General features: G+C 65.3%; 13 protein-coding genes. 8 read left to right on the top strand and 5 right to left on the bottom strand.

Translation table 11 applies throughout. From position 1 onward, the window contains the following. Positions 1-307: 307 nt before the first annotated feature. The gene (locus XH85_RS31520; protein ID WP_128934961.1) at positions 308-1,087 is read right to left on the bottom strand and encodes a class II aldolase/adducin family protein; all 780 of its coding nucleotides are present in this window, start codon (positions 1,085-1,087) and stop codon (positions 308-310) included. A gap of 206 nt (positions 1,088-1,293) precedes the next feature. Further along, entirely contained in the window at positions 1,294-2,943 is a 1,650-nt protein-coding gene (locus XH85_RS31515) for a glycosyltransferase family 39 protein (protein WP_128934960.1), read from the bottom strand. Between the two features lie 311 nt (positions 2,944-3,254). Here XH85_RS31515 and XH85_RS31510 point away from each other — a divergent pair, with 311 nt between their 5' ends. After that, on the top strand, positions 3,255-4,142 hold the full coding sequence (locus XH85_RS31510; RefSeq protein WP_164939983.1) for a DUF308 domain-containing protein: 888 nt from the start codon (positions 3,255-3,257) through the stop codon (positions 4,140-4,142). A 148-nt stretch (positions 4,143-4,290) separates the two neighbouring features. Then, on the top strand, positions 4,291-4,707 hold the full coding sequence (locus XH85_RS31505) for a Ros/MucR family transcriptional regulator (RefSeq protein ID WP_091890880.1): 417 nt from the start codon (positions 4,291-4,293) through the stop codon (positions 4,705-4,707). Positions 4,708-4,855: 148 nt separating this feature from the next. On the opposite strand, the gene XH85_RS31500 is transcribed toward XH85_RS31505, so the two are convergent. Together XH85_RS31500 and XH85_RS31495 are read right to left on the bottom strand one after the other, a co-directional pair. After that, positions 4,856-5,284 (bottom strand): SufE family protein, encoded by a 429-nt coding sequence (locus XH85_RS31500; protein WP_128934958.1) that lies wholly within the window; start codon positions 5,282-5,284, stop codon positions 4,856-4,858. A gap of 66 nt (positions 5,285-5,350) precedes the next feature. Continuing rightward, on the bottom strand, positions 5,351-5,794 hold the full coding sequence (locus XH85_RS31495) for a DUF5330 domain-containing protein (RefSeq protein WP_128934957.1): 444 nt from the start codon (positions 5,792-5,794) through the stop codon (positions 5,351-5,353). A gap of 408 nt (positions 5,795-6,202) precedes the next feature. On the opposite strand from XH85_RS31495, the gene XH85_RS31490 reads away from it, so the two are divergent. From XH85_RS31490 to XH85_RS31480, 3 genes are read left to right on the top strand one after another with little or no spacing between them, the layout of a single operon-like run. Further along, on the top strand, positions 6,203-8,080 hold the full coding sequence (locus tag XH85_RS31490) for a PAS domain-containing sensor histidine kinase (RefSeq protein WP_164939984.1): 1,878 nt from the start codon (positions 6,203-6,205) through the stop codon (positions 8,078-8,080). After that, on the top strand, positions 8,073-8,774 hold the full coding sequence (locus tag XH85_RS31485; protein ID WP_128934955.1) for a peptidoglycan-binding domain-containing protein: 702 nt from the start codon (positions 8,073-8,075) through the stop codon (positions 8,772-8,774). The genes XH85_RS31490 and XH85_RS31485 overlap by 8 nt, the downstream gene beginning before the upstream one ends. Before the next feature lie 52 nt (positions 8,775-8,826). Continuing rightward, a complete protein-coding gene (locus tag XH85_RS31480) occupies positions 8,827-9,171 on the top strand; it encodes a DUF1491 family protein (RefSeq protein WP_128934954.1) in 345 nt (114 codons plus the stop codon). A gap of 111 nt (positions 9,172-9,282) precedes the next feature. On the opposite strand, the gene XH85_RS31475 is transcribed toward XH85_RS31480, so the two are convergent. Further along, positions 9,283-10,260 carry a DUF2336 domain-containing protein gene (locus XH85_RS31475; protein ID WP_128934953.1) on the bottom strand — a complete coding sequence of 326 codons (978 nt, stop codon included), beginning with the start codon at positions 10,258-10,260 and terminating at the stop codon, positions 9,283-9,285. A gap of 254 nt (positions 10,261-10,514) precedes the next feature. Here XH85_RS31475 and XH85_RS31470 point away from each other — a divergent pair, with 254 nt between their 5' ends. The 3 genes from XH85_RS31470 (at position 10,515) to XH85_RS31460 (ending at position 12,166) form a co-directional block, all read left to right on the top strand. Beyond that, positions 10,515-10,703 (top strand): hypothetical protein, encoded by a 189-nt coding sequence (locus XH85_RS31470; protein ID WP_128937494.1) that lies wholly within the window; start codon positions 10,515-10,517, stop codon positions 10,701-10,703. A gap of 15 nt (positions 10,704-10,718) precedes the next feature. Beyond that, positions 10,719-11,480, top strand: coding sequence for a hypothetical protein (locus tag XH85_RS31465; protein ID WP_091890896.1), 762 nt, complete (start codon positions 10,719-10,721; stop codon positions 11,478-11,480). A 452-nt stretch (positions 11,481-11,932) separates the two neighbouring features. Beyond that, positions 11,933-12,166, top strand: a complete 234-nt coding sequence (locus tag XH85_RS31460; protein ID WP_128934952.1) for a hypothetical protein — start codon at positions 11,933-11,935, stop codon at positions 12,164-12,166. Positions 12,167-12,202 lie beyond the last annotated feature (36 nt).

Genomic DNA, 12,202 nt, shown 5'->3' with positions numbered 1-12,202 from the left:
CGAGCTGTGAGATGGTGGGCACGGCGCTATGCGCCTTTGCCCACCCTACGAGAGCGCCTTCCGTTATCCTGAGGTGCGAGCCGTGGAGCGCAACGCGCTTCACGGTGAGCCTCGAAGGATGCACGGCCCCGATGCAGCCGGGCCGTCGCCCTTCGAGGCTCGCCGAAGAGGCGAGCACCTCAGGGTGACGGTGATTGTGATTGCGAACGCCGCCCCAAATAAAAACGCCGCCCGGAATTGGGCGGCGTTTCATTCCAAAAGGCGTAGAGGTTCGTTGATCGCTACCCTACACCAAACCTCGAGAATCTCAAGAGCGGTAGCCGGGAAGCTCGCGGTCGAGCTTGCGCAGCAGCGGCGGCCACACGAGGTTGGTGGCGCGCAGCTCGGCGCGGTCGCGGTTTGACAGCAGCTCGGTGTTCTTGTCGATCGCGACGTGGTCGACCGGATAGACCGGCGTGCCCAGCGCGCGCGTGCGCACCTGCATCGAGCAGGCGCGCTCGAGGTGATACATGCGCTCGAAGGCGGAGGCGACCGAGCGGCCGACCGTCAGCGTGCCATGGTTGCGCAGGAGCATGTGGTTGTGGTCGCCGAGGTCCTTCTGAAGCCGCGGCCGCTCGTCGTGGTCGAGCGCGATGCCTTCATAGTCGTGATAGGCAAGGTCGTGGGTAACGAGCTGGGCGGTCTGGTTCAGCGGCAACAGGCCTTCCGCGCTGCTCGACACAGCGGTGCCGTCGAGCGTGTGGAGATGCAGCACGCAGATCGCGTCCTCGCGCACCTCGTGGATCGCCGAATGGATGGTGAAGCCGGCCGGGTTGATGCTGTATTCGCTCTCGGAGAGCTGATTGCCGTGCAAATCGACCTTGACGAGGCTCGACGCCGTGATCTCGTCGAACATCAGTCCGTAGGGATTGATGAGGAAGTGATGGTCGGGGCCGGGCACGCGCGCGGAGATGTGGGTGTCGACCAGATCGTCCCAGCCGTACAGCGCGACCAGGCGATAGCAGGCGGCGAGATTGACCCGTTGTTGCCACTCGGCCTCCGTCATGTTCGACGGCACTTCCTTCAGGCGCGCTTCCGCTGGCGACATGGCTGATCTCTCCGAACATCGTTGTTGCGGGGAGGGAGCGTAGTCTTGGGCCGGGTTGACGGCAAGGCGCAAGGAGCGTGGCTGTCGCGCGCAGCCTGCATGGAGCTTCCGCCGTAGCTCGAAGAGCGAAGGCGGAAGCGCAATGCGGGACGCCTGATCCCGGATTTCGCTTGCGCTCCATCCGGGCTACGGTCGAAAGAAAATTATTACGGCGCCGGGATCGACAGCAGGCTGGAAATGCTGCGGCCGCGGATATCGTAGACGCGGGCGAACACCACGTCGTCGCGCTTGATCTCGACCATGACGGGCGCGGTGAGGCCCTTGCAGTAGAACTCGCCCAGCGTCATCGCGAAATCGGCCGCATTGGAATCCCAGCCGATGGTGAAGTCGGGTCCGAGCGCGACCTGGGCCGGACGCTGCGGACCGCACACCGCGACCTTCCATTTGCGATTGACGGGCGGCACTTCCTGGCGCTCGATCAACTGCTCGCGCAATTCATCGGAAGCCTGCTTCAGCGCCAGGCCCCAATAGTCCAGCATGAAGCGGTCGTCGGCGCCGCGCACGGTGCCGGCGATGTGGTTGAAGTGGGTGTATTGATAGGGATGCAGCCGGATCATCTCGGCGAGCGACAGCGCGAGGCCGAAGCAGAAGGTGGCGAGCACGACCGGCTGCCAGGTGCGGTGATTGGCGCGCAGGCGCTCCATGGCCCAGGCAAACGCGACGCCGCCGAGCACCGCCATCGGCGGGATCACGAAGACGAAATGGCGGATCCCATTGTAGAGCGCCGGCCGCTTCACCATTGCGATCGCGAGCGGCAGGGTCGCGGCCAGCGTCAGCATCAAGAGGATCGTCTTACGGCGCGCGGGAACCTCGCGGCGCGGCAGCAGTACGAAGGTGCCGATCACGGCGCCAGCCATCAGCACCAGCATCACCTCGGGCAGCTGCAGCGCGAACAGCGTCGGCAGATAGGACCAGGGCATGTCGGGCACGGACACGATCGCGCCGTCGAACATCTCCTTCCAGGGCTTCTCGAAGAAGTGCGAGAAGTAGGTCAGCGCCTCAAAGGGGTTGCCGGGCTGCATGATCGACCACGGCCAGATCAGCCCCATCACGAGGTAGCCGAGCACGAGGCCGGGCAGCAGCACGTAGACGACATGGGCGAAGCGGCGGATCGACTCGCGCGGGCCCTCGCTGCGCAGCTCCTCCAGGAACAGCGGCAGGAAGCCGAGCACGGCGTAGACCAGTGCGAGACCGCCGAGAACGCGGCAGCCCAGCGAAAGTCCGGCACCCAAGCCGACGATCAGAACCGTGCGTGGCGAAGGCTGCGGATATTCCTCCGCGAGGCGGACGAGGCCCAGCATCAGGATGATCATGGCCACCGCGAAGGGCGCATCCTTCGGGTTCATGAACATGTGGCCGTAGAAGATCGGGCAGAGCGCGAGCAGCAAGAGTGCCGCAAGACCGGCAAGGGGGCCGCCGATGCGGCGGCCGAGCCGCCACGTCACCGCAAGCCCGATCACACCGACGATGGCGCCGACCAGACGTCGCGTCTCGAACAGTTCGAGCGGAATGGTCTTGTGCAGGAGAGCGGCGACCATGTCGAAGCCGCCGCCATACATGTAGAGATTGGCGAAGGAGAGCGCCGCCGTGTCCCTGAAGCCGGAACCGAACATGCGCAGCAACAGATCGGCATATTCAGCGTGGGTGTAATCGTCCCAGCCGAGCCCGTAGTCGCGGAAGGTCAAGCCTGCAATGACGGCGACCGCAGCCAGCACCAGCATGGCGAGATCGTCGCAAGTCCGTTCGACCGAGCGCCGCAGAGGCGTGTCGATCGCCGAAGTCGTGATGGATGTCATGGCTATTGGTGACCCGGAATCCCCTCTCGGCCCTGCTGGTGCGCGCGGGCCTGCTCCCCGGAATCCCTATAGCGCAGTTCCATTACCAAGTAATTGGGCATTATGGCTAAATTCCTGATGCGACGCAGCAAAACCAGAAACTTGGAGCACTGTAGCAGTAGCGAGCCGCAGCTGAAGGGAATGTGAATAAGTCCCTGATTTCTTTCCCTTTAGGAACAGTGCCCACAATTGGCCGTTGGCGTGGAACGCCGTATGACGGTATCGTGGCGTGGCGAGTGTCGCGTGTGGATGCGCGGCCGGGGGTGAGTTCGATGACCTTGGCATTGTTGATCGTGGGGATTTTCGCCGTTCTGGCGGGCCTCCTTGCGATCCTATTTGGCTACACAGTCAGGGAATTCAGTGTCGGCAGCACCCTCATAATCTCCGGAACCATCGGCGTCTGCACCGGAATGCTACTGGTCGGCCTGCATCTCCTGCTGCTCGAGCTGAAGGGCATCGCCCGCCGGCTGGTCGCCGGAACAGCCGCATCAGAGGTTCGGGTCAGGCCCGTGCTGCCGGGGCTGGCGATGCCCGGGGCGCCTGCGCCCGAGCCGGCGCTCGCCCAGCCTGCGAAGATCGAACCGGTGCCACCGCCGCCACCACCAGCCGCGGCTCCTCCGCCGTGGCAGAGCGATGCCGCCGCGCGCGAGCGTCCGCGCGTCGAGGCGCCGGAAGCTCCAACGCCTCCTGCGGCTCCGGAAGCGCCGCGCCGCCGCAACCTGCTATTCGCCTCGACCTCGCGCAAGGAGCGTGAGCGCGCGGAGGCGAAGGCCACCGAGGGCCCACCGCCGCCTCATGAGGAACCAGCAGCACCCGCCGCCGCGAACGTTCCGCCTGCCAGTTTCGAGGACGCCTGGCCGAAACCGGAACGCATGCGCCCGCCGGAGCCGCCGGTCACCTCGCGCCGGCCGCCGCCGCACTCGCCCTCGACCTTTGCGGAAGCCGCTCCCACGCCGCCGCCTGCACCTGAGCCGCCGCGCGCACCTGAGCCGGCGGCTGCGGCCGAGCAGGCGCCCGTCACCGTGCTCAAGTCCGGCGTCGTCGATGGCATGGCCTATTCGCTCTATTCCGACGGTTCGATCGAAGCACAGATGCCGGAGGGCATGATGCGCTTTGCCTCGATCGACGAGCTCCGCGCACATCTCGACCAGCGGGGCTGAGCGCCGCCGCGCAGAAAGTAAAGCGCCGCCGTTCGCCAGTAATCAGCTCTTCCTCGACAGTCGTCGTGGTTCCGCCGAACGTATTGTTGACAGGGAATACTCTGGCGTCGTCAATCCCGTGAGAAGGATGGCGGAGAAAGGGGGGCGCATGTCGGATGCAGGGAACAAGAATTTCATCGAGCTGACGGCGAGTATCGTGTCGGCCTATCTCAGCAACAATCCGACGCCGTCGGCGGAGATTCCGAACCTGATCAGCCAGGTGCATGGCGCGCTCCTGCGGGTCTCGTCGGGTCGTACCGAGACCGCGCCGCTCGAGCCGGCCAAGCCAGCGGTCTCGCTGAAGAAGTCGATCGCGCCGGATTATCTGGTGTGCCTGGAAGACGGCAAGCGCTTCAAGTCGCTGAAGCGCCATCTGCGCACCCAGTACAACATGACGCCGGAGCAATATCGCGAGAAATGGGGCTTGCCGGCCGACTATCCCATGGTCGCGCCGAACTACGCGGTGGCGCGCTCGCAGCTGGCGAAGCAGATGGGCCTCGGACAGCAGCAGCGGAAGCGGAAATAAAGATTTTCGGAGGGTGGGCAAAGGCGCTCTTGCGCCGTGCCCACCATCTTTCTTCGATTGCACGCGAAATGGTGGGCACGCGTCGCTTTGCCCACCCTACGGCTTTTTGCTGCGTGGTTCGAGACCTGCGCTCCTCACCATGAGGGTGTTACGACGCTTCCGCGAGCGCCTCTTTGGCGTCGGTCTTGATGCGCTCGACCATCGAGCGCAGGCCATTGGAACGCTGCGGCGTCAGATGATCGCGAAAGCCGAACTCGTTGAACACGGCGATCGCGTCGGTGTCGAGGATCTCCTGCGGCGTGCGGCCGGAATAGAGCGCGAACACGATCGCAACCAGTCCGCGCACGATATGCGCATCACTGTCGCCGCGATACTTCAGGATCGGCGCGCCATTGCCGCGCTCGACCAGCTTCTGGAGCCAAACCTGGCTGACGCAGCCTTGCACCTTGTTCGCGGCAGAATGCTCCGCCTCCGGCATCGGTTCCAGGGTGCGGCCGAGCTCGATGACGTACCGGTAGCGGTCGTCCCACTCGTCGAGAAGTTCGAAATTGTCCCTGATTTCGTCGATCGTCGTCATGCTGGCCCATGTTCCCTTTCAGGCCAATATAGGGACGCGAAGCCGCGAAATCGATAGGGTTTGGGGCTAATTTGCGGCCGCAGGTCCGCGCCATTCCAGCGCGAGGTCGTCCTGGGTCAGGGTGTCGCGCGGCGCCTCGCTCGCAACGGCATCGCCTTCGCCGGCCAGCGCGATCGAGCCGGTATGGTCGGGCGCCTTCTTGTCCGTCTTGTCGTTCTTGTCGTTCTTCTCGTTGGTGATCTGCTCTTTCTTGTCGTTGATGATCTGGTAGATCTTGCGCGCGCCGTCCTGGGCGCGCTGGCCGATGATGGTCGCGGCCTGTCCGCCGACCTCGCAGGCCGCCGGCTGGCGCTTGCAGAACTGGGTCACGTCGGAGACGGCTGCGGTCGCAGCCTGCACCGCATCGGCGGCGCCGATCTGCGGCAGCTTCTCCGATTCGGGCGTCTTGTCCCGCGGCAGCAGCACCAGCACCAGCCCGAGCCAGAATGTGATGCGGAGCAGAAAGCGCATCTTGCGACCTGTACGTTCGATCCCGCCGCGGCGATCTCCGCGGATGTCGGACCTAGCAACCCTCGATAAATCGCAAGTGATTGCCTTGAGCTTAATTCGCGGAAAATTTACGCAAAAATCTTCGGGATCGACGGTCTCGTAAATTTTCGATTGACGCCCGCGCCCGTGATTCTGCTGGCGCTCCGGATCCACCAATTCGAAACCATGCCGACGAGAGTGAAACTCTGTGTTCACCATCCGCAGCGAAGACGTCGCCAAATCGTCTAAAAAGCCCCGCGATGCCGCGGTGTCCGGCCGCACGCCGCGCCGCCTTAGCACTCGTTTAAGGTCGCTCTGACACGGTGGCTCAACGATAAGGAGGCGTTCCGGCGCGTCTTCTAAAGACGATTGAGCCGAAGCGCGAGACCCGTGACCGTTTTGAGTATCATCCGCGATTGTCTCGATGCGCTGCTGCATCCCTCCGCGCGTTACGATGCGCTGACGCGAGCGCGCCATCGTGCCTTCATGGCGCCGCGGCTGCTTGGCAGCCTGGCCGCCTTCGCCGCATTCCCGATCTATCTCGTCCTGCGCGGCGCGCCGAGCGCGATCGAGGTCGCCGCCTTCGCCTGGCTGATCGCGCCGATCCTATTGTCCTGGTTCCTGTCGCGCACCGGTCGCTATGAACGCGCGCATGTGCTGTCGTCGTTGGCGCTTGCCGGCCTGATCATGGCGGTGGCGGCCACCACCGGCGGCATCGAATCCTTTGCCGCGATCTGGCTGGTCGTGGTTCCGCTCGAAGCCGCGCTGTCGGCCTCGCGCCGCGTCGCGGCCTTCGCCTCGCTGCTCGCGCTGTCTTGTGCCGGGATCCTGATCCTCGTCAGCCAGCTCGGCTGGCTGCCGATCGACCTGCCGAGCGCCACGGAACGCGGCGTGCTGATGGCGCTCGGCGTCGCCTCGGCGACGCTCTACGCCGCGGGCCTCGCCTTCGGCGCGGAATCGCTCGCGTGCACCAGCGTTGCGCTGCTGTCGCGCGAGGAAGAGCGCTATCGCCTGCTCGCGCGCAACATGAGCGACGTCATCTCGCGGCATCAGCGCAACGGCGCGGTGCAGTTCATCTCGCCGGCGGCGGAGACCATGCTCGGCATGCCCGTCACGCAACTGCTTGGTCACGGCCTGTTCGATCGCGTGCACGTCGCCGATCGCCCGGCCTATCTCACGGCTTTATCGGACGCGGCGCGCGGCGACGTGTGCAGCGTCGAGTTCCGGCTGCGGCGGGAACCTGCCGGCTCCGAGCGCGGCCAGATCGACTTCATCTGGGTCGGGATGCGTTGCCGCCCGCTTGACCCAGACAGGGTTCGCGACGTCGCCGGCGGGGCCGAAGTCGTCGCCGTGATGCGCGACGTCACCGACCGCAAGCTTGCCGAGCAGGCGCTCGATCAGGCCCGCAGCGCCGCCGAGGCGGCCGACGCCGCCAAGACGCGCTTCCTCGCCACCATGAGCCACGAGCTGCGCACGCCACTCAATGCCATCATCGGCTTCTCCGAGATGATCGCGCAGGAGCAGACCTTGATGCTGGGAGCGGCCCAGCGCAAGGAATATGCCCAGCTCATCAACGAGTCCGGCCAGCATCTGCTGTCGGTCGTCAACGGCATCCTGGACATGTCCAAGATGGAATCTGGCAATTTCGAGATTGCCTCGGAGCCGTTCGCGCCGCGCGCCTCGCTGATGCATTGCTGCAATTTGCTGGCACTGAAGGCGCGGGAGAACGGCATCGACCTCATCACCGATGCGCCGCAGGATCTGCCTGTCATGACCGGCGATCCCAGGGCCTTCAAGCAGATCGTGCTCAATCTCGTCGCCAACGCGATCAAGTTCACCGAGCGCGGCGGCCAGGTCATCGTGACGGCGGCGGTGTCGGGTTCGCAGCTTGCGCTGCGCATCAGCGACACCGGCGTCGGCATCGCGCCCGACGATCTCAAGCGCATCGGCGCGCCGTTCTTCCAGGCCGGCAAGACCTATCAGCGCCGTCACGAAGGCACCGGCCTCGGGCTTTCGATCGTGAAGAGCCTCATAGCGTTGCATCTCGGCGAATTGACGGTACAAAGCAGGTTAGGGGAGGGCACCGCCGTCACCGTCAAGCTGCCGCTCGTCTACACGCCGCCGCAGGCCAAGCCGGCGGAGAGCAAGATCGCGACGCTGACGCCGGTGCTGCGCCAGGAATCTCACAACCAATCTCACGAAGAATCTCACGACCAACTTTACGAAGAATCTCACGACCAACCTGCGCTGGTGAAGAAAAGTGCCTAAGAAGTCTGCAAAGGGCGAAGCCGCTCCGCGCCGTCGTGGTGCCAAGGCGGCGGTCATCGACGTCGAGACCGAGCGCAACCTCGTCATGCGCGTGCTGCTGCATAGCCCCAAGGATACGCTGGCCGGCCTCGTCGCCGTCGCCGCGATCGGTGCGATCGTTGCCAATGCGCTGTTCCTGCAGACCGGCCGGCATCCCGCGCCGATGTTCGGCACGGTGATCAATCTACCCGCGCCGTCGTCCGTGCCGCTGGCGAACCCCTTGCCGCGTCCGCGTCCCGTTGGCGCCGAGACGTCGCCGCTCGAGCCGCGCGCGACGGAGTTTCGCACCGAGCCCAAACCTGCCGAGCGCGCCGCCGAGAAGCCGCCCGAAAGGCCGGTCGAGGCGACCGCCTCGACGCGCTCGAACGATCCGATGACCAATCTGGTCAAGGCGACGACCTCGACGCCGCCCTCGGCCCTGCGTCCGCCGGCGCCGATCCCGGTGCAGAGCCCGGCCGCGCGACGTATCACCGGCGTGCAGCGCGCGCTGTCCGAATATGGCTACGGGAATTTGAAGATCACGGGCACGATGAGCGGCGAGACCCAGTCCGCGATCCAGAAATTCGAGCGCGAGCACAAGATGCAGGTCACCGGCCAGGTCTCAGACCGCCTGCTGCGCGAGCTCGCGGCCGCGATCGGTCATCCCGTCGAATAGCCGCACGAGCTGAGGCTGGCGTGAGACCGCGCGCTGGCCTATCGTCGGATTCATGCGTTTGAAATCCAACATATGGGTGGCGGCCTATTTGCGTCGCTGCCAGACCGAGGGCGTGTTCGGCGCGGTGCGCCGCCGCGGCGCCGAGGAGGCGGGCGCGGTGTTCGTGAAGGTCTCGCTGCTCGACGGCAATGCGATGCTGTATACGCCGGCGCCGCAGGCGGTCTATGACGACGGCCGTCCGGTCGATCGCTTCTTCGTGCCGGTCGCGCCGCAGCCTCTGCCGGAGCACACCATCGAGGAGCGGCTGACCAAGGAAATCCGCTTCGATCCGGACGCCTGGATCGTCGAGACCGAGGACCGCGCGGGCCGGCATTTTCTCGAGCTGGCGCGGGCGTGATGCGGGCGCGATAGCCGTTGTTTGCCACGATCAGCCCGCAGGCTCTTAACCTCTCCCGCTTGCGGGAGAGGGAGCGCACCGCCTTCTCAGCGACAAACCAATCTAAATCTTCTACCGATCCGACGATCCGCCGGTGCCCCTGCGCACTGTCGGGCTCGTGCCCGGCTGCACGCCCGGCCGGGTCTGGCTCGCACCGGCACGTGCACGCTGGCGTTCGCCGTCATGTAGCGAGGCCTGGTACTTTGCGCGGGTCACCGCGAGCGTCGAGCCGCGCCAGGCCGCCAGCATCACCAGCGCGGAGCGGTCGCTGAGGCGGTCATAGAGCCGCGACAGCCGGTACACGTCGTTCACGGAGGTCCCGATCTCCGGCTTGAAGAACAAGAGGATGCGCTGGAACACCGGGCTCGGCATGTCGAGAGCGCGCGCGGCGACCGCGAGCGCCTCGCCGCCGGCATCGTCGACGATCTGGGCCGCGACGCGTGAGGGCAGGATCAGGCTGTCGCCGAGCTCGAAGGTGAAGTTCTCGATGTCGCCCGCGATCGCCGCCATCTCCAGGATCTGGATCGCGCGCTTGGCGCGCACGGTCGGAATCCGCGGCGCGGCCTTGAGCGGCGTCTGCGCCAGATTGTGCAGGATCAGCGCGCGCTCGGAGGCGCCGGCGCGGAAGAACATGTCGTGGATCTCGGCGGCATCCTTCGGCTGCATCGCCATGTTCGAAGCCAGCCGCTGCTCGGCCTCGGTGGGCGTGCGGGCCGGGACGGGTGCCGGCGGCGAGGTGGGAATCTCTCGCGCCAGCGGAACCCTGCGGCCTTCCTGGGCGGCGACCAGTCCGAGCTTCTGGAGGATCGGGACCGGCGTCGTCGGATAGACCGCAAGCCGCGCCTTGACGGCCGCGCGCGTCGCGTCGTCGACCTGGTCGATCAATCGCGTGGCGAGCTCGACGAACTGCCGCTGTTCGTCGTCGCTGTGGACGCGCGTCTGCACATAGAGATCGGTCAGCACGCGCAGCAGCGTCGGGCGGATGTCGACGCCTTCGCGACGAGAGAGGGTCATCAGCCCGTCGAATCCGGGGAACAGCGACTTGGTCATGGAGGCGTACGCAACTCGGGAGAGATCCTTGTCGCGAGCCTATCGCAGGTTCTTTTAAAGCCTCGTTAAGGAAAATGAGGCGTGAAGCCGGTCCGGCAATTTAAGGCGTTGTCGTGCCGCAACGGGACGGCGCGGCACGCTCCGTGCGGTTACGGTCCGGAAAGGGCGTTTACATCCCGTTAACCATAACTGATCTTAATGAATGCATGTTGCATGAAGCGTTTGGTCGCACGGCAATTGATAGAGAGCTGGATATGGGGACGATCATCGAATTTCCGGCCGCTCGCCGGGCAGGCTCGTCGGGGGATGCCGCACCGCGCACGGAAACGGGAACGGTTCTGATCCTCCCGGTGATCCGTATCGAGCGCGAGGCGGACGAAACCAGCGGCGATCGCGGGCCGGAGCAGGGCACAGCGCCGGGCCGCCGTCGTCGCCGCCGATGACTTCAGGCTTTTGCAATGCCGGACACCATCCGCCAGATCCGGCCTTTCGTATCGGCCGTCCTGCTCGCGCTGCTTGGCGCTGCGCTCGGCGCCTGTAGCGGCGGTGATTTCGGCCGCACCCGCGCCGACATGCGCAGCGACGACATGCATCGCTGGTTAGGGGCGGAGGTTACCTCCAGCGTCGGCCTGAAGCCCTCGCAATTCCAGCTCACCGACGAAGAACGCCAGCTCCGCGATCTCGCCTATCCCATGATCGAGCCGCCGCTGTCGCGCCCGGCCTGGAAGAGCGTGTTCGGCGACTACAAGCCGCTGCCCTCGCCCTGGCGGCAGAAGATCGTGTTCGACCGCACCATGTATGGACGCACGCTGATCGACGAGCCGCACCGCTCGCATTCCTCGCGCTATGCGCAGCTAATCGAGGACGTGCGCAACGACATCACCCGGTTCGAGCCGTTCTTCGCCAGCGCAATCCGCGTCATCGATCTCGACAGGAAGCGCGATGCCAGCATGGCGCGCGTCTCCGCGCTCTCGCCAAGAGAGAGGGACGATGCGGTCGCGCGTATGCAGGAGAACTCGCTGATCGTGCAGTGGGTGCAGCAGTGCCTGGAGCAGCGCGTCTCGTCCTATCGCTGGGCGCTGGAGCGGCTGGTGATCCAGGCTCCCGACGGCATGGCCGCCGACGCCGACCGCCTGATCGGCGAGCTCGCAGCCCAGACCGCCAACCCGCCGGTCGCAGCGCAGCCGCCTTACGGCCGCGCGGTGGTCTCGAAGGGCTGAGCGCGCAAGCCCGCTCGAATGACACGCCTCAACGCGGGCAATGTATGTGAGATCCTCCGGTCGTTTCGAACTGGTGGTTGGCGGTTCCGTTCGACGGTGAACTCTTCGTGACGCGCGGTGGCGATTTGAGGGTAAAGCTCGGATTGACAGCTCTGCCATCACGGTTTCTATTTGCGGTGACGGGGGTTTTGCGATCCCCCCGCGAGGCGACATGCCGAAGAATCGCGTCCTGATCTTCACCAGGGACGCAGCATGTCATTTTCAACCTCCAAACCATCTTCAACCTCCAGGCCATCCCACAAATTGTCCCGACTGATCAGCGCGCCGCGCCGACACGCGATAGGCGAGGGCATCGCGTGCTGGTACCCTGTTGCGCGTCGTGGCCTTTGTCCGGAGACGATGTCACTGAGCGGGCTTCACCTGGGGCGGGGAATACCACCGGGAGAACGATCATGCGTACACCAGCGATCTTTCAAGCAGTCCTGCTTCTGGCGACTGCAGGCGGGCTCTCGAGCGCACATGCGCTGACACAGGAGGAGTTCGTCGCCAAACTCCAGGCCGCCGGCTATTCGCAGGTCAGCGACATCAAGTCGACCGCCGAGGGCACGACCGCAAAGGCCGTGAAGAACGGCAAGGACGTGCGGCTCGTCGTGGACAGTAGCGGACAGATCAAGGAGCAGAAGTGAACCCTTGGGGGCGCGAGAGCCTGAAACCAAGCTCAA

This window comes from Bradyrhizobium zhanjiangense (genome assembly GCF_004114935.1).
Classification (GTDB): Bacteria; Pseudomonadota; Alphaproteobacteria; order Rhizobiales; family Xanthobacteraceae; genus Bradyrhizobium; species Bradyrhizobium zhanjiangense.
The sequence above is the reverse complement of the archived record's forward strand: the minus strand, read 5'-3'. Positions and strand labels throughout refer to the sequence as shown.

What these genes read in the sequence shown, in the direction of transcription:
- XH85_RS31520 (WP_128934961.1), bottom strand. Translation starts at nt 1,087, where the DNA reads ATGTCGCCAGCGGAAGCGCGCCTGAAGGAAGTGCCGTCGAACATGACG.
- XH85_RS31515 (WP_128934960.1), bottom strand. Translation starts at nt 2,943, where the DNA reads ATGACATCCATCACGACTTCGGCGATCGACACGCCTCTGCGGCGCTCG.
- XH85_RS31510 (WP_164939983.1), top strand. Translation starts at nt 3,255, where the DNA reads ATGACCTTGGCATTGTTGATCGTGGGGATTTTCGCCGTTCTGGCGGGC.
- XH85_RS31505 (WP_091890880.1), top strand. Translation starts at nt 4,291, where the DNA reads ATGTCGGATGCAGGGAACAAGAATTTCATCGAGCTGACGGCGAGTATC.
- XH85_RS31500 (WP_128934958.1), bottom strand. Translation starts at nt 5,284, where the DNA reads ATGACGACGATCGACGAAATCAGGGACAATTTCGAACTTCTCGACGAG.
- XH85_RS31495 (WP_128934957.1), bottom strand. Translation starts at nt 5,794, where the DNA reads ATGCGCTTTCTGCTCCGCATCACATTCTGGCTCGGGCTGGTGCTGGTG.
- XH85_RS31480 (WP_128934954.1), top strand. Translation starts at nt 8,827, where the DNA reads ATGCGTTTGAAATCCAACATATGGGTGGCGGCCTATTTGCGTCGCTGC.
- XH85_RS31475 (WP_128934953.1), bottom strand. Translation starts at nt 10,260, where the DNA reads ATGACCAAGTCGCTGTTCCCCGGATTCGACGGGCTGATGACCCTCTCT.
- XH85_RS31470 (WP_128937494.1), top strand. Translation starts at nt 10,515, where the DNA reads ATGGGGACGATCATCGAATTTCCGGCCGCTCGCCGGGCAGGCTCGTCG.
- XH85_RS31465 (WP_091890896.1), top strand. Translation starts at nt 10,719, where the DNA reads ATGCCGGACACCATCCGCCAGATCCGGCCTTTCGTATCGGCCGTCCTG.
- XH85_RS31460 (WP_128934952.1), top strand. Translation starts at nt 11,933, where the DNA reads ATGCGTACACCAGCGATCTTTCAAGCAGTCCTGCTTCTGGCGACTGCA.